Genomic DNA, 24,802 nt, shown 5'->3' on the forward strand with positions numbered 1-24,802 from the left:
GCCGCACGGCCGGGCCGCGGGCCGGATCTCCGTGGAACACGGCGAGCGGCCCTCGGCCGGTTCGGAGTCCGGACCGGGGGCCGCTCGTGCCGTGCGACGGGCGCCGGGTCAGGCCCGGGCGGCCGGTCCGGCGGCGCTGCCCGCCTCGTGGCGCTTGCGGAGCTCGGCCCGGCGGAGCTTGCCGATGCCGGTCTTCGGCACGTCCTCGCGGGCGATCGCGACGACCGCGCCGAGCCGGATGCCGTAGCGCTCGGTGACGAGGTCGCGGATGCGGCGGTCGGCCTCGTCGGCGCTCTCCGGGCCCCGGGGGTGGTAGAAGACCACGAGCTCCTCCCCGCCGGCGGGCGAGGTGCAGGGCGAGACGATGGTGAAGGACGGCTCGACGAAGGGGAGTTCCTCGACGAGGGCCTCGATCTCGTGGCCGTGGTACTCGGCGCCGTTGAGCCGGATCAGGTCGTCGACCCGGCCGGTGACGGTGAGGATGCCGTCCTCGATGACGGCGAGGTCGCCGGAGCGGAACCAGCCGTCGTCGGTGAACGACTTCGCGTTCTGCGCGGGGTTGTCGTAGTAGCCGGAGAACACCGGGGCGCCGGTGACGTGCAGCCGTCCGACGGTGCCGGCGGGCAGCACGTTCTCGTGCTCGTCGACGACGCGCAGCGAGACGCCGGGGTGCGGGCGGCCGACCGGCACGAAGCGCTCGTCGCCCATGGTCTCGGGGTCGAAGACGAAGTCGACGACGCCGGCGGACGTCTCCGACATGCCCCAGCCCGGGTGCATGGAGGTGCGGGGCAGGCCGAACGGCGCCAGCAGGTCGAGGAAGCGGCGGATGACGCGGGCCTTGACCGACTCGCCGCCGTTCATGATGTAGCGCAGGCTGCGCAGGTCCCAGTCGCGGCCGGCGATCTCGGCGGCCCGGTCGTTGACCAGGTTGAACGCGAAGTTCGGTGCCCACGTGGTGTCGCAGCGGTGCCGGGAGATCTGGTCGAACCAGCGGGTCGGGTCCTCCAGGATCCAGTCGGTGCCCGCGTGCACCTGGGTGCAGGCGAGCAGCACGTCCCGGGCGTGGAACATCACCAGGCCGCCGATGTGGTCCAGCGGCATCCAGTTGAAGGAGCGGCTGGTGGCGTCGAGGCGGCGCACGGCGGCGGTGGCCGTCGAGCGGGCCAGGATGTTGCGGTGGGTGAGGGCGACGGCCTTGGGCACGCCGGTGCTGCCGGAGGTGAGCAGCAGCACGGCGAGGTCGTCCGGGGCGGCCCGGTGCAGGTCGGCGGCGGGCTCGTTGGTGCGGAGCTCGCCGGTGCGGCCGAGCCAGCGGCCGGTCCCGGCCATCGCGGGGCCGGGGGCGGCCCCGTCGTCGCCGACGACCACCCAGGGGCGCTGGTAGCCGGACCAGATCCACTCCAGCTGCTGGGCGGCGGCCTCGGGGGCGTCGGCGCGGCCGGGCGGCACCGGGATCGGCACGAGGCCGCCGAGCACCGCGGCCCAGAACGCGGCCAGCTGGTCCGGGGCGTTCCGGATCTGGAGCAGCACCCGGTCGCCGGGCTCGGCGCCGCCGGCCCGCAGGCCGGTGAGGATGCGCCGGGCGGCGTCGAGGAGGTCGGGGTAGCCGAGGTCGACGGCGGAGCCGTCCGGGCGGACGAAGTGCAGGCGTCCGGCGTCGGGCCGGCCGGCGGCGCGCACGAGCGCGGAGCCGAGGTCGGGCACCGGGAACTCGGGTGCGGGGCCGCCGTCCAGGAGGGCGAGCGGCAGGGTGCGGGTGACGGCGGGCGCGGTCATGCGGCGGCCTCCTGGCCGGTCGTGGCGGAACGGGCGACGAACAGCAGCGGGCCGCGGCCTATGCGCGGCCCGGGCTCCTTGCGGAAGCCGCCGTACTCGGCGACCACCTCGAAGCCGGCGTCGAGGAGCAGGTCGCGCACCTCGGGGGCGGTGAAGACCGTCTGGTCGAAGAAGTTGGCGTACATCGAGACGGTGCCGTCGCCGCCGCGCGCGATGATGGTCTCCTCGTTGCGCCACACGGCGCGGTGCGCGTGCACCGACTGCCGGGCGAGGCGGGTGACGAGGAGGCCGTCGCCCTGGTGGTGGGCGATGATGTGCGGCTGGTAGCCGTCGACGAAGTTGAGCAGGTGGCCGATGTCGATGACGACGTGGCCGCCGGGCGCGAGCCAGCCGTGGACGGACTCCAGGAGCTGCCGGAGCTCGGCCCTGGTCAGCTGGTTGAGGGTGCTGAAGAGGCTGTACACCAGGTCGTAGCGGTGGTCGGTGGTGTGGTCCTCGGCGCGGGTGTGCACGTACTCGACCTCGGCGGAGCCCGGTTCGGTGGCGGCCGCGGCGGCGTACGCCGTGAACGCGGCGCTCTGGTCCAGGCCGGTGCCGGGGTGGCCGAGCGCGGCGAGCGCCCGCAGGTTGCCGCCGGTGGCGCTGCCGATGTCGAGCACCCGGCCGCCGGGCGGCAGGTAGGAGGCGAGGAACTCGGTCTCCGCGGCGAGGTCGCGGAAATCCTTGCGGATCACCTCGTAGAACTCGCCGGGGTATTCGAAGCTGGACAAGGAGAGGGCCTTTCGGTCGGGACCGGGCGGCGCCGGTCGTCCCGGGTGGATCCGTCGGGGCGTGCGTCGGTACGGCCTGCGCCGGTCCGGCGGTGCGTCGGTACCGGCCGGGCATGCGGAGCGGCCGCCCGCGGGTGCGGCGGTGCGTCAGGCGGCCTCGTCCAGGGCGGTGTGGTCGCGCCGGTACGCGCGCGGCGAGATGCCGTAGCGGTCCCGGAACAGCCGGCTGAAGTGCGAGGCCCCGTACAGGCCGGAGCGCTCGCCGATCATGGCGATGGTGAGGTGGGCGAGCCGCGGGTCGCTCAGCTCGGTGCGGCAGCGGTGGAGCCGTTCGTCGCGGATCCAGCTGGCGGGGCTCTCGCCGTGCTCCTGGAAGAGCTTCTGCAGGTAGCGCAGCGAGATGTGGTGGTGCTGGGCGAGCATCTCGGGCTTCAGCTCGGGGTCGGCGAGCCGGCTGCGCGCGAAGTGCTTGACGCGCTGCAGCATGGCGCGGCGGGCGAGGCCCGAACTCCGGGTCACAGCGGGGCCCTGCGGGCCGCGGTCCATGTAGTCGGCGCAGGCCTGCGCGACGAGTCCGCTGATGCCGCGGGCGAGCAGCTCGGCGGTGCGGTCGGCGGGAAGGGCTCCCTGGTCCGCGAGTTGGCGGAGCAGCTCGGGCACGGCGAAGGGATCGGCGAGCGGGCAGCTGACCCTGAGGTAGGCCTCGCCGGCGCGGGTGCGGTGCGGCGGCAGCCGTACGTCGTCACCGGGGGCGTCCTGCGGGCCGCCCTCGACGATCGTGATCCGGACGCGTCCGAGGCTGACCTCGCTGACGTGCTCGGCCTGAGGCTGCAGGAGGACCCGGTCGGGTGGCTGGGTCTCGGTGCGCACAACATCCATGGCTCCCCCGTGGGACATGAGGCCGATCGCTGACAACCCGGTCCGCTCCGGGAGGGCGGACCCCTCCATCATGAAAACATACCTTCTCGAAGGTATCCGGGTTTGATCGGCAGTACTGATGCGGCTGCCGGGTGGGAAGCCGTCAGGGCGGATCATGCGTCAACTCGCAACAAGCCGTGCGCGAATCGGCAAGACCGGGCCCGGGCGCCCGCCTAGCGTCGGCGGTACAGATCAGTGCCGGGCGCGCGGATCACCGGCGCTGCGCGCGCTCCCTGTGCACCCACCAGAAGGGGCCCCACCCGTGGCAATCAAGGTAGGCATCAACGGATTCGGCCGGATCGGCCGCAGCTTCCTCCGCGCCGCACTTGAGCAGAACGCCGACATCGAGATCGTGGCGATCAACGATCTGACCGACGCTGCGACCCTGGCCCACCTCCTGAAGTACGACAGCACGCTGGGCAAGCTCCCGGTGCCGGTGACCGCCGGCGCGGGCGAGATCGTCGTGGACGGCCGCACCATCCGCGTGACCGCCGAGCGCAACCCCGCCGACCTGCCCTGGGGCAAGCTCGGCGTGGACGTCGTCGTGGAGTCGACCGGCGTGTTCACCGACGCGGAGAAGGCCAAGGCGCACCTCGCCGCCGGCGCCCGCAAGGTGATCATCTCGGCCCCGGCCACCAACCAGGACCTCACCATCGCCTTCGGCGTCAACGACGAGGCGTACGACGAGAACGTGCACACCATCGTCTCCAACGCCTCCTGCACCACCAACTGCCTCGCCCCGCTGGCGAAGGTGCTCAACGACGCGCTGGGCATCGAGCACGGCCTGATGACCACCGTGCACGCCTACACGCAGGACCAGAACCTCCAGGACGGTCCGCACAAGGACCTCCGCCGGGCCCGCGCCGCCGCCGGCAACATCGTGCCCACCAGCACGGGTGCCGCGAAGGCCATCGGCCAGGTGCTGCCCGAGCTCAACGGCAAGCTCGACGGCTACGCCCTGCGCGTGCCCGTCACCGTCGGCTCGGTCACCGACCTCACCGTCACCGTCGGCCGCGACACCACGGTCGAGGAGGTCAACGCGCTGTTCGCGGCGGCCGCCGAGGGGCCGCTCGCCGGCATCCTGCGCTACACCGACGAGCCGCTCGTCTCCGCGGACATCGTCACCGACCCCGCCTCCTGCATCTACGACGCCGGCCTCACCAAGGTCATCGGCGGCCGCCAGGTGAAGGTCGCGGGCTGGTACGACAACGAGTGGGGCTTCTCCAACCGGGTCGTCGACACCGTGCTGCTGATCGGCAAGCACGCCTGACCGGCGGCGCCGACCGCACACCGCGGGCCGGGTCCGGGGGGATCGCCCCGGACCCGGCCCGCGGCCGTGACCGGGCAACCGTCCCGACACGAACCCCGGCACCCGCCCGTGCACCCGGTGTGTACGAACCCCGAACACCCCTGGCATCCCGAAAAACCCGAAAGCCCCGAAAGCCCCGAACCCCGAACACCCGCACAGAGAGGGCCGACCGATGGTCAAGACGCCGTACCACGAAGGTGAGCAGGCGGTGCAGCAGCGGGCCGGCGAGGGCAACCCCGGCTGGGGCTCGCCGATGTTCGACTCCGCGATCCCGCCCCAGTTCGACATGTTCCTGCGCCGCCAGCGGATGATCGTGATCGGCGGGGTGGACGGCGCGGGCGCGGCCTGGTCGACCGTCCTCACCGGCCCGCGCGGCTTCACCGGCGCCGTGGACACCCACACCATCCACGTCAAGGCCCTTCCGGTGCCCGGCGATCCGCTGGAGACCGTCTTCGACGGACGGCGCGACATCGGCATGCTCGCGATCGAACCGCAGACCAGCCAGCGCATCCGGATCAACGGCACCGCCGAGCGCGACGGCGACGTCCTCGTCGTCACCACCGAGCAGGTGCTCGGCAACTGCCCCAAGTACCTCCAGCAGCGCGTGCTGCGCCCGGACCGCCCCGGCCCCCTCACCCCGGAGGTCCGCCGCTCGACCGTGCTCGACGCCGGCCAGCAGGCCTGGATCACCGGCGCCGACACCTTCTTCATCGCCAGCCGGGCGCCCCAGCACGGCGCCGACGCCTCGCACCGCGGCGGCGCCCCGGGCTTCGTGCAGGTCACCGCACCCGACCGGATCGTCTGGCCCGACTACTTCGGCAACTCCTTCTACATGACCCTCGGCAACCTCCAGCTCGACCCCGCCTGCGGCCTGACCTTCCTCGACTGGGAGTCCGGGCACGCGCTGCACGTCTCCGGCACGGCCCGCATCGACTGGGACGAGAGCCGCACCAAGGCCGTCCAGGGCGCCCTGCGGCTGGTGGAGTTCGCCGTCGAGCAGGTGGTCGAGGTCCGCGACTTCACCACCCTGCGCTGGAAGTTCGCCGCACCCTCGCCCTTCAACCCGACCTGATCGGACCCCGACCGCAGGAGGCAACCGCCATGAGCCGCTACGACGCCCCCCGGCTCAGAGCCGCCCTGGCCGCCGTGCCGGAGTACGTGCCCGGCCGCGTGCCACGCCAGGGCTGCGAGAACCTCAAGCTCTCGTCCAACGAGAACCCGTACCCGCCGCTGCCCGCCGTGGTCGCCGCCGTCCGCCGCCAGGCCGGCCGCATCAACCGCTACCCCGACCCGGCCTGCACCGCGCTCGGCGAAGCCCTCGCCGACCGCCTCGCGGTGCCCGCCGACCGCCTCGTCTTCGGCACCGGCTCGGTGGCCGTCGGCCGGCTGCTCGTCCGGGCCGCCGCCGGTCCCGGTGACGAAGTGCTGTACGCCTGGCGGTCGTTCGAGGCCTACCCGATCATGGCGGACGTCTGCGGAGCCACGTCCGTACGGGTGCCGCTGCGTCCGGACGAGACGCACGACCTCGACGCCATGGCCGACGCCGTCACCGACCGCACCCGCATCATCTTCCTCTGCACCCCCAACAACCCCACCGGCACGGTCGTCCGCCGCGCCGAACTCGCCCGCTTCCTCGACCGCGTGCCCGCCGACGTCCTCGTCGTCCTCGACGAGGCGTACATCGAGTTCGTCCGCGACCCCGAGGCCGCCGACGGCATGGAGTTCCAGCGCACCCACGGCAACGTCGTCGTGCTCCGCACCTTCTCCAAGGCGTACGGTCTCGCCGGCCTGCGCATCGGCTACGCCGTCGCGCACCCCGACGTGGCCGCCGTGCTCCGCAAGGTCGGGCTGCCGTTCGGCGTCAGCCAGCTCGCCCAGGACGCCGCGACGGCCTCGCTGGCCGCCGAGGACGAACTCCTCGCCCGGGTCGAGCTGCTGGTGAAGGAGCGGGACCGGGTCACCGCCGCCCTGCGCGAGCTCGGCTTCGGCCTGCCCGACAGCGACGCCAACTTCGTCTGGCTGCGCCTCGGCGACCGCACCGCCGAGTTCACCGAGGCGTGCGCCGTGCTCGGCGCCGCCGTCCGGCCGTACGGCGCCGACGGCGTGCGGATCACCGTCGGCGAGCCGTCCGCCAACGACACCGTGCTCCGCGCCGCCGCCGGCTGGCGCCACTGACGCCGCCGCACCGGCACCACGACAGGAGGGGCGCCACCCGCCGCGGGTGGCGCCCCTCCTGTCGTGGTGCCGTCCGGGACGGCGGCCCGTGCCGTCAGCCGAAGAGCCGGCCGAACTCCGTGTGGAACTCCGGGAAGGTCTTGCCCACGCACGCCGGGTCGTCCAGCGTGATGCCCGGTACCCGCAGGCCCAGCACCGAGAAGGACATCGCGATCCGGTGGTCGCGGTGGCAGGCGATCAGGCCCGGACGGACGGGCCCCGGGTGCACGGTGAGCCGGTCCGGCCCCTCGGTCACCTCGACGCCCAGCGTGCGCAGGTTGCCGGCCACGGCGGCGATCCGGTCCGACTCCTTCCACCGGGCGTGCGCGATGCCGTGCACGGTGATCGGCGCGTCCGCCAGCGGGGCGATCGCGGCGAGCGTCATGAAGGTGTCCGAGATGTCGCCCATGTCGACGTCGAAACCGCCGCGCAGCGGCCCGGTGCCGGTCACCGTGGTGTCCTCGGCGCCGATCTCCACCCGGGCGCCCGCCCGGCGCAGCACCTCCACGAAGCGCAGGTCGCCCTGCAGGCTGTCGCGGCCCAGCCCGGGCACGGTCACCGACCGGCCGGTGACGGCGGCCGCCGCGAACACGTACGACGCGGTGGAGGCGTCGGGTTCGATCCGCAGGTCGGTCGCCCGGTAGGCGCCGCTCACCCGCAGGCTCCCGCCCGGGCCCTCCTCGACGGTGGCCCCGAAGCGGCGCATCAGCGCGACCGTCATGTCGATGTAGGGGCGGCTGACCAGGCCCGCCGCGTGCACCGTCAGCGGGGTGCGCATCAGCGGGGCGGAGAGCAGCAGGCCGGTCAGGTACTGGCTGCTCGTGGTGGAGTCCAGCGCGATCTCGCCGCCCTGCAGGCCGGTGGTGGTGATCACCAGCGGCAGGCCGCCGTCCGGGCCGGCGGTGACGCCGGCGCCGAGCCGCACCAGCGCGTCGGCGAGCGGCCCGAGCGGGCGGGCCCGCAGCTGCGGGGTGCCGTCCACCTCGAACCGGCCCGACCCGGCCGCCGCCAGCACCGGCAGGAACCGGGCGGCGGTGCCGGCGTCCTCGCACCAGATCCGGGCCCGGCCGTGCGGGCCGCGGCCCGTGCCGGTGACCCGCCAGCCGTCGTCCTGCCCGGTCACCGGCACGCCGAGCGCCTCCAGGGCCTGCCGGAAGGCCACCGTGTCGTCGCTGACCAGCGGCGCCCGCAGCAGGCTCGGGCCGAGGGCGGCCGCGGCCAGCAGCAGCGCCCGGTTGGTGATGCTCTTCGACCCCGGGATGCGGGCCGTCGCCCCTCGGGCGGTGGTGGTCACGCGCTGGCTCCTTGACGCTCCTGATGGGGGGCGCCCGCCCCGGCGAGGCGGGCGACGGCGTGCAGGCCGAGCCGGTAGGAGTCCGGCCCGAGGCCGGTCACGGTGCCGTCGACCACGTCGGACAGCACCGAGATCCGCCGGAACGGCTCACGCGCGTACGGGTTGCACAGGTGCACCTCGACCGCCGGCGCCCGGCGCAGCGCGAGGGCGTCCCGCACCGGGTACGAGCAGTGGGTGAGGGCCGCCGGGTTGAGCACCAGCGGCACGCGCTCCGCCGCCACCCGGTGCAGCCAGCCGACCAGCTCGGCCTCGCTCTCGGTGCGCAGCACCACGGCGCGCAGGCCGAGGGCCCCGGCGGTGTCCTGGCAGAGCCGGACGAGCGCGGCGTAGGCGCCGGGTCCGTCCGGGCCGTCCGCGGCGAGGCCGAGCCGGTCGAGGTTGGGTCCGCCGAGGACGTGGACCAGGGTCATCTCCGGTCCTCCGTCAGCCCGGCACGGAGAGCCGTGCGGGGGTCTCGCGCTCCGGGCCGCCGTACGGCCGCGCGGTCGCGGTCGGGTAGACCGGGCGGATCCGCTGGACGGTCCAGTTCGCGGCCAGCAGCCGGTCGGCGAGCAGACCGGCCGTGTCGGTCGACACCACGAGTTCGACCAGGCCGCTGGGCCGGCCGGTGGAGTGGTCGATGGAGACGTCCTCGACGTTGATGCCCGTCTCGTGCACGGCGGCGAACAGCCGCGCCAGCTCGCCCGGACGGTCGCCGATCACCACGGGCACCAGGGCGCCGCCCGCCGCTCCCGGCTTGCCGGGCAGGCGGGCCCGGCCGGCGTTGCCGCGGCCGAGCAGGTCGATCACGCGGGTCATCTCCTCCGCCCGCTTGGCGGCGTCGACCTCGGCGAGGCTGCGCAGCGCGGTCACGGTCGTCGCGAGGTCGTCGGCGAACTCCGCGAGCACGTCCGCGACCGCGGTGGCGTTGGCCTCCAGGATGTCGCCCCACAGGCCGGGGTCGCCGCCGGCGATCCGGGTCATGTCGCGCACGCCCTGCCCGGCCAGCCGGGACGCCTCCTCGGGCGCGTGCTCCAGCCGGGCCGCCATCAGCGCCGCCACCACGTGCGGGGCGTGCGAGACCAGGGCCACGGCCCGGTCGTGCGCGGTGGCCTCCATGACCACCGGTACGGCCCCGCACATCGCCACCACGGCCAGGGCCCGGTTGAGCGTCTCGCGGGAGGTGTGCGAGCACGTGGTCAGCACCCAGGTGCGGCCCTCGAAGAGGTTGGCGCATGCCGCCAGCGGCCCGGAGCGCTCGCCGCCGGCCATCGGGTGGCCGCCCACGAAGCTGGTCGGGTCGGGGGCCGCGTCGAGCACGGCCAGCTCGGGCTCGTGCTTGACGCTGGCCACGTCGGTGTAGGTGTGGGCGAGCCCGCGGCGCTGATGCTCGGCGAGCACCCGGCCGATCGAGCTCGGCGGCACCGCCAGCACGGCGATGTCGACGGGCTGTTCCGGCGCGCAGTCCACACCGCCGCCGAGTGCGACGGCGGTGCGGACGGCGTCCGCGTCGGTGTCGATGAGGTGCACCAGCACCCCGCGTCTGCTCAGTGCCAGCGCGACCGAGGTGCCGATCAGGCCCGCCCCGACCACGGCGGCGGTACGGATCACCGGGCACCTGCCATGCGTTCCGCCAGGTCGGGCCGCAGGGCGCGGGCGCCGCCGAGGTAGACGTGGCGGACGCGGTCGCGGGGGAGCGGGGTCTCGGCGGTCACCAGCACCCGGACGGTGCGCGGCAGGCCGCCGTCGATGTCCAGCTCCTGGGCGCACATCAGCGGCACGTCGGTGAGACCGAGGTCGCGGGCGGCGCGGGCGGGGAAACCGCTGCGCAGGTCGGGGGTGGCGGTGAAGAGGATGGAGACCAGGTCGTCGTGGACGAGCGAGTTGGCCGCCATGATCTCCTCCAGCAGCAGCCGGGTGGCTTCCATGACCTCGCCCGGGTCGTCCCGGTCGACCTGAACGGCCCCGCGGACGGCCCGCATCAGCGCACCGCCCGGCTGCTCGACGAGGTGCCGCGGCCGCGGTACATCTCGGCGACGAGGAAGGCGAGGTCGAGCGACTGGCTGCGGTTGAGGCGCGGGTCGCAGGCCGACTCGTAGCGCTGGTGGAGGTCCTCGGCGACCAGGCCGAAGCCGCCGCCGACGCACTCGGTGACGTCGTCGCCGGTGATCTCCACGTGGATGCCGCCGGGGTGGGTGCCGAGGCCGCGGTGCACGTCGAAGAAGCCGCCGACCTCGTCCAGCACCGCGTCGAAGCTGCGCGTCTTGTGGCCGGTGGACGCGGTGAAGGTGTTGCCGTGCATCGGGTCGCAGACCCAGGCGACCTGGGCGCCCTCGGCGGTGACCTTCTCGACCAGGTCGGGCAGCAGGTCGCGGATCTTCTCCGCACCCATGCGGGTGATGAAGGTCAGCCGGCCGGGGGTGCGCTTCGGGTCGAGCCGGTCGATCAGGGTGAGGGCCTGGTCGACCGTGGTGGTCGGGCCCAGCTTCACCCCGATGGGGTTCCGCACCTTGGAGGCGAACTCCAGGTGCGCGCCGTCGAGTTGACGGGTGCGCTCGCCGATCCAGATCATGTGCCCGGAGACGTCGTACCGCTCGTTGGAGCGGCTGTCGAGCCGCGAGAGCGCGCACTCGTAGTCGAGGATCAGCGCCTCGTGGCTGGTGTAGAACTCGGTGCGGTGCAGCTCGGTCGGGTCGACCCCGCACGCCCGCATGAACGACAGCGCGGAGTCGATCTCCTCGGCGAGCTGCTCGTACCGCTGCCCGGCCGGGGAGGTGCGCACGAAGTCCTGGTTCCAGGAGTGCACCTCGCGCAGGTCGGCGTAGCCGCCGGAGATGAAGGCGCGCACCAGGTTGAGGGTGGCCGCGGAGTGGTGGTACATCCGCAGCAGCCGCTTCGGGTCCGGCGTGCGGGCCTCCGCCGAGAACTCCAGGCCGTTCACCGAGTCGCCGCGGTACGTGGGCAGGGTGACGCCGTCGCGGGTCTCGGTCGGCTGCGAGCGGGGCTTGGAGTACTGGCCGGCGATCCGGCCGACCTTCACCACCGGCACGGAGGCGCCGAAGGTGAGCACGGCGGCCATCTGCAGCATGGTCTTCAGCTTGGAGCGGATCTGGTCGGCGGAGACGCCGTCGAAGGTCTCCGCGCAGTCGCCGCCCTGCAGCAGGAACGCCTCGCCCCGGGCGACGGCGGCCAGGCGCGCGGTGAGGTTGTCGCACTCGCCCGCGAAGACCAGCGGCGGGTAGGTGCGCAGTTCGTCGTAGACCTCCTCCAGCGCCTCTGGATCGGGCCAGTCGGGCTGCTGGGCGGCGGGCAGGGTCCGCCAGGACTCCTCCCGGGGCAGGGTCTGGGTCGAGGTTCCGAACGGCATGGCGATCTCCGGCTCGTGAAGTGGAAACGTGCGGCTGGGCGTGACGGCAACCGAGGGGAGCGGTGTTCCGTGGTTCCGGGGCATGACGGGCATGACGGGCATGACGGGGCGCGGCAGGGCACGGCGGGCGCTGCGGCGCAGCAGGGGGGACGGCGGGCGAGGAGGAGGGGTGCGGCCGCCCCGCCGGGCGGGTGCCGGGCGGGGCGGCCGGGGAGGATCAGGCGTGCGCGGCCTGCTCGGCGACGGCCTCCGGCACACCGGCGGCCGCCGGGGCGGCCGGGGCGGCCGCCCCGCGGGTCAGCGCCGCGAACGAGCCGAGGGCGCCGACGCCCAGCACCGCGATGACGATGCCCATCGGCACCGCCGTGCTCTCGCCGGCGAGACCGACCAGCGGCACCACGGCCGCACCGATGACGTGCTGCGACAGGCCGAGCAGGGCGGCCGCCGAACCCGCCGAGTCGCCGTGGTCCTGGAGGGCCAGCGCGGTCGCGGTCGGCATGACGAGGCCCACGCTGGAGACGACCACGAACAGCGCGACGAGCAGCGGCACGAGACCGCCGCCGGCGAGCACCGTGACCAGCAGGCCGAGGCCGCCCACCGCGGAGCCGGAGAGGCCGGTGGCCAGCAGCGCGCGCGGGCCGGTGCGGTGCACGATCCGGCCGCAGATCTGCGCGGCGATCACCAGGCCGGCGGCGTTGACCGCGAAGACCGCGCTGAAGCCCTGCGGCGACATGCCGTGGATGTCCTGCAGGACGAACGGCGAGCCGGCGATGTAGGCGAACATCGCCGCGAACGCCAGGCCGCAGGCCAGGTTGTAGCCGACGAACACGCGGTCCGACAGCAGCTTCCGGAAGACCGGACCGGTGGCCCGCAGGCCGCCGGTGCGGCGCCTCGCGACCGGGTGGGTCTCCGGCAGGGCGACGGCGACGACGGCGAGCATGAGCGCACCGAGGATGCCGAGCAGGGTGAAGATGCCGTGCCACGAGGTGAAGCGCAGCAGCTGGCCGCCGGCCACCGGGGCGAGCACCGGCGCCAGGCCGGTGATCAGCATCAGCAGGGCGAAGTACTTGGCGGCCGCGGCGCCTTCGTGCTTGTCGCGGACGATCGCGGCGGCGATGACGATGCCGACCGCGCCGCCGAGGCCCTGCACCGCGCGCAGCGCGACGAGCAGCCAGATGTTCGGCGCGACGGCGCACAGCAGGGCCGCCACGGTGTAGACGGCCAGGCCCCACAGCAGCGGCTTGCGGCGGCCGGCGGCGTCCGAGATCGGGCCGGCGAAGAGCTGCCCGAAGCCGAGGCCGAGCAGGCAGGCGGTGAGGCTGAGCTGCCCCGCCGAGGCGCTGGCGTTCAGGTCGTGGGTGAGGTCGGGCAGGCCGGGCAGGTAGGTGTCGTTGGACAGCGGGCCGAGCGCGGTGAGTGCGCCGAGGATGGCGACGACCGCGCCCCCGCCCTTGGCCCTGGCGTCGGTGGATGACATGGTGTTCGGTTCCCTCCGGATGGTGGCCCGCCGGGCGCCGGGTGGGGCCGGCGCCCGTACGGGCCGATGGTGCCGATTCGAGGTGCGGACCGCCGGGTGGGGGCCGGCGGTCCGCGGTACGCGGGGGCAGGTCGTCCGTCAGTAGGCGACGGAGACCCTGGTCCGCAGGGCCTGCCCGCCTTCGATCTGGTCGGCGAAGGCGACCGCGTAGTCCGGGATGCTGATCCGGGTCCGGCCCTCCGCGTCGACGAGCAGGTCGTCGCCGCTGAGCCGGTAGACCCCGGTGCGCTCGCCCGGCTCGATCAGCTTGGCCGGCGAGATGTACGTCCAGTCGAGGTCGTCGGCCTCGCGGTAGCGGCCGAGCGCCTCGATCTGGGCGAGGGCGTTGGCCTTCCACAGCTCGGGGAAGTGCGGGTCGTCGACGACCCGGGTGCCGTCGGCGGCGCGCAGGCTGCCGGCGCCGCCGAGCACGACGAGGCGCCGCAGGCCGGCCTTGCGCAGGCCGCCGATCAGGCCGTCGGCGGCGCCGAGGATGATGGTGCGGTCGTCGTCGGCGCCGATCCGCGGGCCGACCGCGGAGGCGACCACGTCGTGGCCCTGGGCGAGCTCGGCCACCTGCTCGGCGTCGGCGACGTCACCGGCGACCAGCGGGACGGCCGAGCCGGTGCCGGCGCCTGCGGAGCGGGTCACGCCGGTGACCTCGTGCCCGCGGGCGGCGAGTTCGGCGGCGATGGCACGGCCGATGTTGCCGGTGGCACCGAACAGCAGAACCTTCATGACCACTCCTCCGTGTCGTGTGCGGGTGCGGGTGCCCGACGGGTCGTCACTCGTCGAGCAGGTCGGGCTGCTCGTGGACGATCTCGTCCCAGAGCAGCTGGAAGCTGAAGCGGCCGAGCTGGGCGTCGCCGAAGCCGGCGCCGGCCGAGAGGGCCTGTTCGTGGGTGAAGCTCTCCGGGGTGCCCGCGGCGAGGGCGAGCAGCTGCACCTCGGCGCAGCTGTCGAAGGTGAAGAACCAGTGCACGGCCTCCTCCAGCGACCCGCCGACCGTGATCAGGCCGTGGTGGCGCAGCAGGATCGCCCGGTTGTCGCCGAGCTTCTCGGCGATGTCGCGGCCCTGCTCGACGGCGACCGAGGGGCCCTCGTACTCGCCGTACAGCACCTGCTTGCCGTAGAACGCCGCCGACTCCTGGTCGATCGGGTCCAGCAGCCGGCCGAGCGACCCCAGGGCCCGGGAGTGCGCGGTGTGGCCGTGTGCGGCGGCCTCCGCGTCCGGGTTGAGGTCGTGGATGGCGGAGTGGATGACGAAGGCGCTCGGGTTGACCTTGTGCCGGCCCTCGACCACGGCGCCGGTGGAGTCGACCAGGATGAGGTCGCCGACGGTCACCCGCTTGAAGGAGACACCGAACGGGTTGACCCAGAAGTGGCCGGGCAGCTCCGGATCCCGGACGGATATGTGGCCCGAGATGCCCTCGCCGAAGCCGTACTTGCCGAAGAGGCGCAGCGAGGCGGCGAGCCGCTGCTTGCGGTGCCTGCGCTCCTCGGCCGGGCTCGCGAACGCGGCGTCGCCGGGCAGCGGCAGACCGGTGGCGGTGTCCGCGAGGTAGCTCGGGGTGGTCGTGGTCACGGGGGTGCTCTCCTTCGGCTGTGGCTCGTGCGGGTGCTCGTGCGGGTGCGGTGCGGTGCGGTGCGGGTACGGGTGCTCGTGCGGCGGGGCCGCGGTGTCAGGCGTGCTGCAGGACGCGTTCGGCGCGCAGGCCGGCGATCCGGTCGGAGTGGGCGAGGACGGCGCGGACGATGTCCTGGCTGCGGTCGACCAGCGAGGGGATGCCGAAGGTGAAGAAGAGCGTGCCGGCGGCGATGTTGCCGAGCGCGTACCAGCGGGGCTCGGGCCTGCCCTCGACCGCGAGGCGGCTGGTGGCGCGGGCGATGTGCAGGCCGCCGTGCGGGTGGCGGTCCGCGAGCCGGTTGCGGGTCAGGGAGTTGACCAGCGGCGCGGCGGCGTTCGGGATCTTGCCCTCGGAGGCGTTGACGGCGTTGATGACGACGTCCGCGCGGAACGCCTCCTGCTCGGAGGTCTCGACGGTGAAGCCGCCGTCGGGGGCCGCGGAGATGTCCTGCAGGCCGGAGATGATCGAGAGCCGGCCCTCGTCGGCCAGGCGCAGCAGCTCGTTGGCGCTGCTCGGCGGCATCGGGCAGCAGAGGCTCATGATGGTGCGGTAGTGGGTGCGCAGCAGCTCGACCTTGTCGCGCTCGGAGAGCAGCGGCCAGATGTCGGGGCCGGTGTCGGGCACGGCCCGCTGCAGGATGCGCAGGCCGAGGTCGGGGGAGTCGACCTCGGAGAGCTGGCGGCGCAGCCGCTCCACCGGGTCCTCGCGGTGGGCGCCGGTGATCTCCTCGATCACGGCGGTCAGGTCGGCGCCGGCCTCGGCGAACTCCTTGCCGATGAGGTCGGCGATCTCGGCGATCCGCAGGCTCGTCTGGCGCTTCGACAGCCGCTGCATCCGCTCCGGGGTGACGTGCTTCAGGTCGAAGTGCACCGGCTTCTGGCGGACGCCCGGCAGCATGCCGCGGCGGGAGAGCAGGCTGATCCGGCCGCGGTGGCCGCGGGAGGCCAGCGAGATGATGATGTCGACGGAGGTCAGGCCGCTGCCGACCACCGCGACGTGCTGGTCGGGGCCGACGGCCTGCAGCTTCTGGGTGATCGGGTACGGGTCGGCGACGAATCCCTGGTTGCCGTTGAGCCCGTACACGTCCTTGGGGCTGTCTCCGCCGACGCAGAGCACCGCGTAGTCGAAGGCACGGACCCGGCCCTCGTTGGTGCGCAGCATGGCGCGCCCGGCGGCGAGGTTCGCCGAGGTCACGGACTCGCTCACCAGGTCGACCCGCCAGCCGCGCAGCCGCAGCTTGGCGAGCGCCGCGTGCGCGGTCTGCTCCAGGTACTCCCCGTACTCGGTGCGCGGTGCGAACCGGGCGCCGGCCTTCGGATCGAGTCCGGTGGTGCCCTCGGGGAGCCCGAGGATGCGGTCGCGGGTCATGAGCCAGCGCTCGAAGTGCCGTAAGTCCCCGGCCCGGACCGACATGTCGTCGGGGGTCGCGTTGACCCGGACCGTCGTGGTGTCGGACTGGTACGCCCGGCCCCGCCACAGGTGCGGCGAGGGCTCGAAGACCGTGATGCTGCCCGGGGCGGTGTCCCGCTGGGCCAGGGCATCGATCAGGCAGACCGCCGAGGCCCCGCCTCCGATGACTGCGAGTGAGATCGCCGATGACATGTCAGATTCCTGCCACTCGTGGATGTCCGGCGCCGTCCATGCGCTCTCCTCCGAGTATCCGAACGGCCTGTGGGTGTGGCCCGGCACCGGGAGCGGGGGTGTCCCCCGGGTGCCGGGCCTGTGGCAGGACGGGGGAGAGCCCTGCCGGTGGGATGGCTCAGCTGTGCTGGTAGTTCTCCATCGAGACGGTGAAGTCGCCGCGGTTGGCCCGGTACTTGATGCAGTAGTTCTTCGGGTAGTACCCGGAGACCTGCCAGGCCTGCGGCTGGGGTATCGGGAAGCACGTGCTCGGGTTCGCGCCGGAGGCCAGGCCGTCGAAGTACGCCTTCGTGATCATCGGCTCCAGGAAGCTGATCTTCGCGTCGTAGGCGCCGTAGATGAACGTCTGGGTGAACGGCGTGCCGTGCCACTCCGGCGAGCTCTGGTCGATCAGGTGGTTGCCCATCGCGACCTCGGCCACGCCGTTGTCGACGTAGCCGGCCGGCAGGTACGGCGCCGGGATCGGCTTCGTCGCCGTGGCGAAGTCCTCGCAGTTGATCGCGAGCGCGCACGGTCCGGGGCGGATCGCGTCCCGCTCGGCCTTCGGCTGCACGTAGAAGTGGAAGTCGAAGTGCGGGGTGTCGTAGATGCCCTCGGGGCCGTGGCCCATCGAGTTGAAGTTCAGCAGCGCCCACTTGTACGGGATGCCCGAGGAGCCGGTGAGCGCGGCCGGCAGGTCGAGCGGACGCTCGTGGCCGCCCATGCACTCGGTGTGCTCGTCGACGACGCCGTTGCCGTTGATGTCGAAGCAGTGGTGCTGGTCCGTCATCGTGGTCGGCAGGTTCTGCAGGGTGGTCTTCGGGAAGACGAACCCGATCGAGAGCGGCTTGCCGGTCGCGTCCTGCTGGGCGTACGTCCGCACGTTGCCGTTGCCCAGCGCGCTCGGCGTGCCGTACGCGGCGCACGGGCCGAGGTACGACGGGGTCGACTGGAGCACCGGCTCGACCGCGACCTTCGGCAGCGTGACGTTGACCTCGTTCGTGGTGCTCGTGGTGCCGGTCAGACAGACCTTCACCGGTGTGGTGTCGACCGCGGCGCTGGCCGAGGTCGCGGTCGGGGCCACCAGTGCGGCGGTCCCGAGCAGCGCTGCCGCGGCCGACGAGGCGATCAGGGGTCTCTTGTAGCGGTTCTTGCTCATGGTGGTGCGATCTCCGTAGATCAGGAACGGGTGAGTTCGAGGGTGTGGAATCCGCCCTGCAGGAAGATGAGCGGCGCGGTGGAGTCGGCGGCGCCGAGCCGCACGACCTCGCCGATCACCATCACGTGGTCGCCGATGACGAGCTCGTCGCGGTACGCGACCTCCATCCAGCCGGCCGCCTCCAGCAGCAGCACGCCGGTGGCGTCGCCGAAGCTGTGCGCGGCGGAGGCCATCGAGGCCTGGCGGGATTCCGGGTCCTTGGCGAACGCCCGTGCGTGGCCCTCGGATTCGCGGTCGAGGATCGACACGCCCCACACCCCGGCCGTCCGGAGATCGGCGAGGAAGCGGGAGTCGTGCCGGAAGCAGAGGGTGATGATCGCCGGGTCCAGCGAGACCGAGGTCAGCGAGTTGACCGTGATGGCGTCGTGCCGGCGCCCCTCGGCACCGTCCGTGTAGGTGCTGACGACGCAGACACCGGTCGCGAAGTGACGCATGACAGTGCGTAGATCGTGGTTCATTACCGCCTCCTGTGAGCGAGGCGGGCGGCCGCCGGGGCGGCCGCCCGCACCGGCCGGATCAGTCGGTCTCGGCCCAGCGGCCGTTGCGCCAGCCGTCGAGGTCGTAGTCGTCCATGGCCTTCTGCACGAAGTCGCCGTACTGGTCGAGCAGTCCGGCCGCCCGGGTCCAGTTCAGGGTGTCCAGGCGCACCTGGTCCGGGCCGCCCGCGTAGTTGAGCTCGTACAGCTCGTGGCGGGCGCCGAACTCGGAGCCGATCGCGTCCCAGGCCAGCTTGAACAGCTTGGCGCGCTCCTCCGCCGTGGTGCCCGAGCCGCGGTAGTAGCGGTCGAACAGCGGGCGCAGCTCGGGGTTCTGCAGGTCGAGGTGGCTGGAGGGCGTCATCAGCAGCGCGCCCGCCAGGTGCTCCTCGAAGAACTTGTGGGTGCGGTCCCAGCTGATCGGGGCGAGTGCCCGGTAGCCGGCCGAGTAGTCCATGCGCGGCAGCACGGTGCCGCCCTCGCCCGCCTCCGGGTCCATCGCCATGGCCGTGGTGACGGCCCAGGTCTGGTGGCGCCAGGCGAGCAGCTCGCCGAGGCCGGCCTGCACGCCGCGGAACTTGTCCGTGCCGTTGAGGCGGGTGCCGCGGTCGAGGATGCCGGCCATGAACTCCAGCTTCACGGCCATCCGGATCGCGCCCTGGAAGAAGCCGCGGCTGAGCAGGCCGGACCGCGGGAAGTACTGGTGGATCTTCTCGGTGTCCCGGTAGATCAGCACGTTCTCCCACGGGATGAACGCCTTGTCGAAGACCAGGACGGCGTCGTTCTCGTCGAACCGGCTGGAGAGCGGGTTGTCGAACGGGCTGTTGGCCTTCTTCTCGTACGACGGCCGGCAGATCACCTTCATGCCGGGCGTGTTGAGCGGCGCCATGAAGGCCAGGGCCATGTCCTCGGCCTTGCCCTTCTCAAGGTTGGCGAGGTGGATCTGGCCGACGAACGCCACGTGGGTGAGGGCCGAGGCGGTCGCCATCAGCTTGGCGCCCTCGACGACGATGCCGTCGTCGCGCTCCTCGACGACCTTCAGGTAGACGTCCGGGATGTCGTGCGCGGCCTTGTGCCGGTCGACCGGCGGGTTGACGATCGCGTGGCTGATCGAGAGGCCCTGGCGGGCGTACTTCTCGTACCAGGCACGGGCGTTGTCGCCGAAGGGCTCGTAGAACGAGTGCGTCACGGCCAGGCCGGCCATGAAGGAGGCCTTGTAGTCCGGCGTCCGGTTCATGAAGCCGAAGCTCAGGCGGGCCCAGTGCTCGATCGCGTCGCGGGCCTTGACCAGGTCGTCCGCGGAGTGGGCCGGGGTGAAGAACCGGTGCACCCGGGCGCCGGTGTACCGGTCGACCGTGGTCATCATGTCCTTGGTGTCCGGGTGGTGCAGCGCGTCGTAGAGGTGCGCCATCGAGCGGGCCGCGTTGCGGAACGCCGGGTGCTCCGTGACGTCCTTGACCAGCTCGCCGTCGATGTACACCTGGCGCCCGTCACGCAGGCTCTCCAGGTAGGCATCGCCGGTCAGAAGGTCGTTGGGCGCCTCGGCGCCCGGCTGTGCCAGGTCAGATTCGGCCTGAGCCATCGTGCTTCACTCTCCCCATCGGGCGTTCGGATCTGCGTGTCCGGGTCTGGCACCTCCGAAGCTAGAAAAGATTCCCGCCGGTCAGTTATGGAGGCGCGCACGGCCTCTGACCGTTGCGCGCACACCGGGCGTGCGGCCGTTCCGGCCCGCGGGGCCCCGGCGCCAGACTGGCCGGGAGCCGCCGCACTGCGCGTGCAGTGCCCGCCCGGAGGGTCCGGGCCGGCGGCCCGGCCGGCCGGGGGAGTCCATGCGCGCGCACGGCACACCGCTCACGGCCCTGGCGGACGCCCGGGTCACCCTGCTCGACCTCGCGCTCGGCGCGGGACGGCCGGAGGCGCGCTGGCACGGACCCGCGGGCGCCGCCGTCCGCACCTGCGACCCGGCGGACCGGCGCCCCCTGCCCGGCGAACCCCTCGCCCTCGACCTGCTCAACACCCGCTGGGACGCCGCCGCCGGCCCCGCCGACCTGCTCGACGGCCTCGACGGCTACCGCGTCTGGCTGTCGTCGGCGGGCCTCACCGGGCTGTGCCCGGCCGACGGCACCGGGCTCGCCGCGACCCGGCACGTCCGCGAGGTGCTGCTCGCCGCCGTCGCCCCGCCCGGCGGACGGCAGCACCCCGGGGAGGCCGCCGCCGGCCCGGACGCCGTCCGCGAGGTCAACCGGCTGCTCGGCCTGGGCACCCTGCGCTACCGGCTCACCGAGGCCGGCCCGGCCACCACCGTGGAGGTCGACGACCCGGCGTGGCTCGCGGGCTGGCTCGCCCTCGACGACTACCTGCAGCTGCTCGGCACCGCCCCGGACCGCATCCGCAGCTGCGCGGGCCCGCACCACCACCCGCTGTGGTTCCTGGACACCTCGCGCAACGGCATGCGCCGCTGGTGCTCGATGGCCGGGTGCGGCAACCGGGCGAAGGCCGCCCGGCACTACCGGCGGGCCCGCGGCGAGCCTGCCGCGCCGGGCGGCGGCGCCCGGGTCGCGGTCGGCTGACCCGCGCCGGAGCACGACGACGGCCGTGCCCCCGGGAGAGGTCTCCCGGGGGCACGGCCGTCAGGTCGTGCGCGGCCCGCGCGGAGCGGGCCGGTGCTGCTGGGCCCTACTTGAGGCGGGTGCCCGCCGAGCGCAGCTGCTGCGCGGCCTCGGTCACGCGGGCGGCCATGCCGGCCTCGGCCAGCTTGCCCCAGGTGCGCGGGTCGTAGGTGTTCTTCTTGCCGACCTCGCCGTCGACCTTCAGCACACCGTCGTAGTTGCGGAAGATGTGGTCCACGACCGGGCGGGTGAAGGCGTACTGGGTGTCGGTGTCGAGGTTCATCTTCACGACGCCGTTCTCCAGCGCGGTGGCGATCTCCTCCGCGGTGGAGCCCGAGCCGCCGTGGAAGACGAAGTCGAACGGGTCGGTCTTGCCGTACTGCTTGCCGAGCTCGTCCTGCAGCTCGCGCAGGAGCTCCGGCTTCAGCACGACGTTGCCCGGCTTGTAGACGCCGTGCACGTTGCCGAAGGACGCGGCCAGCAGGTAGCGGCCCTGCTCGCCCAGGCCCAGGGCCTCGGCGGTGCGGACGGCGTCGTTGACGGTGGTGTACAGCTCGTCGTTGATCTCGTGCGAGACGCCGTCCTCCTCGCCGCCGGTCGGGGTGATCTCGACCTCAAGGATGATCTTGGCGGCGCGCGCCTGGGCCAGCAGCTCCTTGCCGATGGCCAGGTTGTCGGCGAGGGTCTCGGCGGAGCCGTCCCACATGTGCGACTGGAAGAGCGGGTTCAGGCCCTTCGCCACGCGCTCGGCGGAGATCGCCAGCAGCGGGCGGACGTAGCCGTCCAGCTTGTCCTTCGGGCAGTGGTCGGTGTGCAGCGCGACGGTGATGTCGTACTTGGCGGCCACGATGTGCGCGAACTCGGCGAGCGCGACGGCGCCGGTCACCATGTCCTTGCTGTACTGGCCACCCAGGAACTCCGCGCCACCCGTGGAGATCTGGATGATGCCGTCGCTCTCGGCCTCGGCGAAGCCGCGCAGCGCGGCGTGCAGGGTCTGGGTCGAGGTCACGTTGATGGCCGGGTAGGCGAACTTGCCCGCCTTGGCCCGGTCAAGCATCTCGTTGTAGACCTCGGGAGTTGCGATGGGCATGCGAATCCGCTCCTGTCGGTGTGGGGCGATCGGACGACGCTGTCCGATGCTCGATACGCCTCTGGTTCACGGCGCGCATCGCGGTACGAGAAGAGGGTGGTCCTCGACCGCGGGCCGGACACCTGGGCCATCTTCCCAGACTCGTCCGCCGGGGTCACCCACGGCCCGCCAGTCGGGACGGCGGGCCCCCTCCGGAGCCGCGGGCCGGGGCCGGGACGGCCGGTCCCTTTAGGCTCCTCTCAACTTCGGAGCGCTATCCTGCGCCCGTGGACTACAACCAGCTCGCCGTCAATCTCCTTGACGCAAAATCGCTGATCGCGTCACTGGGCGCCATCGGCCTCCTCGCGATCATCTTCGCCGAGACCGGCCTGCTGGTCGGGTTCTTCTTCCCCGGCGACTCACTGCTCATCCTGGCCGGCGTGGCCGCCTCCGGCGCCGCCTCCTCGGTGCTCGGGGAGGGTGCCAAGCTGCCGATCGCCGTCCTGCTGATCGGTGCGCCGATCTGCGCGATCGCCGGCGCCCAGCTGGGGCACTTCATCGGCGCCAGGCTCGGGCCCAGGATGTTCGACAAGCCGGAGTCGAAGATCTTCCGCCGTGAGTACGTGCTGAAGGCGGAGGAGTACTTCGACAAGTTCGGCCCGGGCAAGGCCGTGGTGATCGCCCGCTTCATCCCGATCGTCCGGACGTTCCTCAACCCGGTCGCCGGCACCCTGGAGATGCCCGCGAGGACCTTCTTCGTGTGGAACGTCGTCGGCGGCGTGCTCTGGACGGAGTCGATGCTGCTCATCGGCTACTTCTTCGGCGACGCGATGGCCCCGGTCATCGACAAGTACCTGATCCCCGCGATGGCGCTGATCATCCTCGTCTCCGTCTCCCCGATCCTCGTCGAGGTCGTGCGCGAGCGGAAGAAGAAGAAGGCCGGCGGCGAGGAGTCCGCCCCGGTCGAGCCGGTCGCCGGCGGCCGTCACCGCAAGGGCTGACCCACCGCAAGGGCCGACCCACCGACCCACTCACCCGGACGCACCGACGGCCGGTGTCCCCCGCGACGAACGCGGAGGACACCGGCCGTCGCCGTGTCCGGAGCCGTACGGCCCGCCGGGGCAGGAGCCCCGGGGCCCGGCGGCCCGCGGGCTCAGAGGCCCAGGTCGTCCAGGGTGTAGGCGGTCACGTACGGCAGGTCCGCCGCCTCGATCGCCGGGGCCGCGCCGCGCTCCACGATCACGGCCACGCCCACGACCTCGGCACCGGCCTCGCGCAGCGCCTCCACGGCGGTCAGGACGGAGCCGCCCGTGGTGGAGGTGTCCTCGACGGCCAGCACCCGGCGGCCCTTCACGTCCGGGCCCTCGATCCGGCGCTGCAGGCCGTGCGCCTTGCCCGCCTTGCGCACCACGAAGGCGTCCAGGGTGCGGCCGCGGGCCGCGGCCGCGTGCAGCATCGCGGCGGCCACCGGGTCGGCGCCCAGGGTCAGACCGCCGACCGCGTCGTAGTCCAGCTCCGCGGTCGCGTCCAGCATCACCCTGCCGACCAGCGGCGCCGCCACGGCGTCCAGCGTGATGCGGCGCAGGTCGACGTAGTAGTCGGCCTCCAGACCGGAGGAGAGGGTGACCTTGCCGTGCACGACGGCCTTGTCCTTGATCTGCGCCAGCAGGGCGTCGCGGTCCTCAGTGCTCATGAGCAGCCAGTCTAGGGGCCGCGCGGTGCGCCTCAGCGCCGCCGCAGCGCCCGCACCAGCACCACCGCACCGCCCAGCAGGGCCACGCCGCCGCCGATCACCCACGGCATGGCGTTGCGCTCGCCGCCGTTCCCGGTGAGCAGGGTCGGCTCCGCGCCGCCCCAGCGGCTCGCCGCCCGGGCCCGCGCGCTGCGCGACGGCGGAGTGGGGGCGTACCGCCCGTGCGGCGGCGCGTGGTCCACCTCCTCGGCGGAGCGGCCGACGATCGACCGCCGCACCGGGCCGCTCAGCGCCGGGTCCGGCTGGTAGCCGTACGCGGCGGCGGGCTCCTGCTCGGGGGCCGGCAGGCGGTCGCCGTCGCCGTCGCCGTCGCCGTCGGCGCTGGCCTGGTCGTGGTCGTCGCCGGAGAAGGCGATCAGGTCGGAGAGGTCGTCGTCGAGGTCGCGGACGGCGTGGTCCTCCAGGTACACGACGGTGGCCTCGGCACCGTCAGGGTTCTCCTGACCGTCCTCGTCCCCGGTGTCCTCCGCGGCCGCGTCCCTGTCCTCGTCGTCCTCGCCCGCGGGTTCGTCCGGCTCCCCGTCCGTGCTGCTGTCGTCCTCGGCCGCTGCGTCGTCCCCGGCCTTGGCGGCCTCATCGGCGAGGGCTCCGGCGGCCTCCTCGACGGTGTCCTCGGCGGCCTCCTCGGCGGGTGCCCCGTCCGCGTCGGTGGTGTCCCCGGCCGGGGCGGTGTCGCCCGTGAGCTCGCCCGCGAGGTCCGCGGCGAAGCGGTCGAGCAGTCGGCGGCCGGCCGTGTCCAGGCTCTCCCCGGGCAGCTCGGCGAGCCTGCCGTCGGCACTCAGGTCGGCGGAGAACCGCAGCAGACTGCCGTCGGCGTGCTCCTGCACACCCAGCCGCACGGTCGCGGTGACCTCGCCGCTGCCGCGGGCCTCCTGGCCCTCGGCGAGGGCGGTCAGCACGCCCTCGCGGCCCTCGATCAGGGAGAGCGAGCCGCGGTAGGTGATGGTGGAGCCGCCGATGCGCAGCTTCAGCCGTCCGTCGATCTGCCCGGCCGGGGCGCCCGCGGCGGCCGCGTCCGTGCTGAGCCCGGGAATGCACCGGGCCAGCAGCTCGCGGTCCTGCAGGGCCTGCCGGACGACGGTGGCCGGCAGCGGGACGACAACCTCATGCTCCATACGGCGAGCCTACCCACCCGGCCCCCTGCTGCGGAGGGTTGGCGTCGGGTCGATCGGCCCTCCCCCCGAGCTGTACACGGACGGCCCCGCGGTGTCCGGCACCCGGGCCG

23 protein-coding genes are annotated in these 24,802 nt (G+C 73.3%); 5 read left to right on the top strand and 18 right to left on the bottom strand.

Annotation, left to right across the window (positions count from 1 at the left end; genetic code table 11):
- Nucleotides 1–108: 108 nt before the first annotated feature.
- From SNE206_RS08645 to SNE206_RS08655, 3 genes are all read right to left on the bottom strand, one after another.
- Nucleotides 109–1,776: an AMP-binding protein gene (locus SNE206_RS08645; RefSeq protein ID WP_407912790.1), complete on the bottom strand. Its 1,668-nt coding sequence runs from the start codon at nt 1,774–1,776 to the stop codon at nt 109–111.
- Complete coding sequence (locus SNE206_RS08650) at nt 1,773–2,546, bottom strand: class I SAM-dependent methyltransferase (protein WP_407912791.1); 774 nt, start codon at nt 2,544–2,546, stop codon at nt 1,773–1,775. Before SNE206_RS08650 ends, SNE206_RS08645 begins: the two co-directional genes overlap by 4 nt.
- Nucleotides 2,547–2,693: 147 nt before the next feature.
- Nucleotides 2,694–3,425 carry a helix-turn-helix transcriptional regulator gene (locus SNE206_RS08655; RefSeq protein WP_407912792.1) on the bottom strand — a complete coding sequence of 244 codons (732 nt, stop codon included), beginning with the start codon at nt 3,423–3,425 and terminating at the stop codon, nt 2,694–2,696.
- A 301-nt stretch (nt 3,426–3,726) separates the two neighbouring features.
- Here SNE206_RS08655 and gap point away from each other — a divergent pair, with 301 nt between their 5' ends.
- From gap to hisC, 3 genes are all read left to right on the top strand, one after another.
- Nucleotides 3,727–4,734, top strand: a complete 1,008-nt coding sequence (gene gap / locus SNE206_RS08660; protein WP_407912793.1) for a type I glyceraldehyde-3-phosphate dehydrogenase — start codon at nt 3,727–3,729, stop codon at nt 4,732–4,734.
- Between the two features lie 211 nt (nt 4,735–4,945).
- Nucleotides 4,946–5,845 carry a pyridoxamine 5'-phosphate oxidase family protein gene (locus tag SNE206_RS08665; RefSeq protein WP_407912794.1) on the top strand — a complete coding sequence of 300 codons (900 nt, stop codon included), beginning with the start codon at nt 4,946–4,948 and terminating at the stop codon, nt 5,843–5,845.
- A gap of 29 nt (nt 5,846–5,874) precedes the next feature.
- The gene (gene hisC, locus SNE206_RS08670) at nt 5,875–6,948 is read left to right on the top strand and encodes a histidinol-phosphate transaminase (protein ID WP_407912795.1); all 1,074 of its coding nucleotides are present in this window, start codon (nt 5,875–5,877) and stop codon (nt 6,946–6,948) included.
- Nucleotides 6,949–7,042: 94 nt separating this feature from the next.
- Here hisC and aroA read toward each other — a convergent pair whose 3' ends face one another.
- The 12 genes from aroA to SNE206_RS08730 all read right to left on the bottom strand — a co-directional run bounded on the left by aroA (nt 7,043) and on the right by SNE206_RS08730 (nt 19,728).
- Nucleotides 7,043–8,281 carry a 3-phosphoshikimate 1-carboxyvinyltransferase gene (aroA, locus tag SNE206_RS08675; protein WP_407912796.1) on the bottom strand — a complete coding sequence of 413 codons (1,239 nt, stop codon included), beginning with the start codon at nt 8,279–8,281 and terminating at the stop codon, nt 7,043–7,045.
- On the bottom strand, nt 8,278–8,751 hold the full coding sequence (locus SNE206_RS08680) for a type II 3-dehydroquinate dehydratase (RefSeq protein ID WP_407912797.1): 474 nt from the start codon (nt 8,749–8,751) through the stop codon (nt 8,278–8,280). The genes aroA and SNE206_RS08680 overlap by 4 nt, the downstream gene beginning before the upstream one ends.
- Before the next feature lie 13 nt (nt 8,752–8,764).
- On the bottom strand, nt 8,765–9,928 hold the full coding sequence (locus SNE206_RS08685) for a prephenate dehydrogenase (protein ID WP_407912951.1): 1,164 nt from the start codon (nt 9,926–9,928) through the stop codon (nt 8,765–8,767).
- Nucleotides 9,928–10,302: a chorismate mutase gene (gene aroH, locus SNE206_RS08690; protein ID WP_407912798.1), complete on the bottom strand. Its 375-nt coding sequence runs from the start codon at nt 10,300–10,302 to the stop codon at nt 9,928–9,930. Before aroH ends, SNE206_RS08685 begins: the two co-directional genes overlap by 1 nt.
- A complete protein-coding gene (locus SNE206_RS08695; protein ID WP_407912799.1) occupies nt 10,302–11,687 on the bottom strand; it encodes a class II 3-deoxy-7-phosphoheptulonate synthase in 1,386 nt (461 codons plus the stop codon). The genes aroH and SNE206_RS08695 overlap by 1 nt, the downstream gene beginning before the upstream one ends.
- A 217-nt stretch (nt 11,688–11,904) precedes the next feature.
- Entirely contained in the window at nt 11,905–13,164 is a 1,260-nt protein-coding gene (locus SNE206_RS08700; protein WP_407912800.1) for a multidrug effflux MFS transporter, read from the bottom strand.
- Nucleotides 13,165–13,302: 138 nt separating this feature from the next.
- Nucleotides 13,303–13,941 (bottom strand): NAD(P)-dependent oxidoreductase, encoded by a 639-nt coding sequence (locus SNE206_RS08705; protein WP_407912801.1) that lies wholly within the window; start codon nt 13,939–13,941, stop codon nt 13,303–13,305.
- A 46-nt stretch (nt 13,942–13,987) separates the two neighbouring features.
- The gene (locus SNE206_RS08710; protein WP_405012409.1) at nt 13,988–14,788 is read right to left on the bottom strand and encodes a class II aldolase/adducin family protein; all 801 of its coding nucleotides are present in this window, start codon (nt 14,786–14,788) and stop codon (nt 13,988–13,990) included.
- A 97-nt stretch (nt 14,789–14,885) separates the two neighbouring features.
- Complete coding sequence (locus SNE206_RS08715; protein ID WP_407912802.1) at nt 14,886–16,433, bottom strand: FAD/NAD(P)-binding protein; 1,548 nt, start codon at nt 16,431–16,433, stop codon at nt 14,886–14,888.
- Nucleotides 16,434–16,590: 157 nt separating this feature from the next.
- Entirely contained in the window at nt 16,591–17,610 is a 1,020-nt protein-coding gene (locus SNE206_RS08720; RefSeq protein WP_407912803.1) for a hypothetical protein, read from the bottom strand.
- A gap of 20 nt (nt 17,611–17,630) precedes the next feature.
- Entirely contained in the window at nt 17,631–18,128 is a 498-nt protein-coding gene (locus tag SNE206_RS08725) for a flavin reductase family protein (RefSeq protein WP_407912804.1), read from the bottom strand.
- 58 nt (nt 18,129–18,186) lie between these two features.
- Nucleotides 18,187–19,728 carry a 4-hydroxyphenylacetate 3-hydroxylase family protein gene (locus SNE206_RS08730; protein ID WP_407912805.1) on the bottom strand — a complete coding sequence of 514 codons (1,542 nt, stop codon included), beginning with the start codon at nt 19,726–19,728 and terminating at the stop codon, nt 18,187–18,189.
- 247 nt (nt 19,729–19,975) lie between these two features.
- Between SNE206_RS08730 and SNE206_RS08735 the strand changes: the two genes are divergently transcribed.
- Nucleotides 19,976–20,716: a CGNR zinc finger domain-containing protein gene (locus tag SNE206_RS08735; RefSeq protein ID WP_407912806.1), complete on the top strand. Its 741-nt coding sequence runs from the start codon at nt 19,976–19,978 to the stop codon at nt 20,714–20,716.
- Between the two features lie 106 nt (nt 20,717–20,822).
- On the opposite strand, the gene fbaA is transcribed toward SNE206_RS08735, so the two are convergent.
- Entirely contained in the window at nt 20,823–21,845 is a 1,023-nt protein-coding gene (gene fbaA / locus SNE206_RS08740; protein WP_407912807.1) for a class II fructose-bisphosphate aldolase, read from the bottom strand.
- Nucleotides 21,846–22,111: 266 nt separating this feature from the next.
- Between fbaA and SNE206_RS08745 the strand changes: the two genes are divergently transcribed.
- Nucleotides 22,112–22,825, top strand: a complete 714-nt coding sequence (locus tag SNE206_RS08745; protein WP_407912808.1) for a DedA family protein — start codon at nt 22,112–22,114, stop codon at nt 22,823–22,825.
- Nucleotides 22,826–22,977: 152 nt separating this feature from the next.
- On the opposite strand, the gene pyrE is transcribed toward SNE206_RS08745, so the two are convergent.
- The gene (pyrE, locus tag SNE206_RS08750) at nt 22,978–23,517 is read right to left on the bottom strand and encodes an orotate phosphoribosyltransferase (protein ID WP_407912809.1); all 540 of its coding nucleotides are present in this window, start codon (nt 23,515–23,517) and stop codon (nt 22,978–22,980) included.
- A 32-nt stretch (nt 23,518–23,549) separates the two neighbouring features.
- Entirely contained in the window at nt 23,550–24,692 is a 1,143-nt protein-coding gene (locus SNE206_RS08755; protein ID WP_407912810.1) for an SRPBCC domain-containing protein, read from the bottom strand.
- Nucleotides 24,693–24,802: the final 110 nt, after the last annotated feature.

This window comes from Kitasatospora sp. NE20-6 (genome assembly GCF_045862635.1).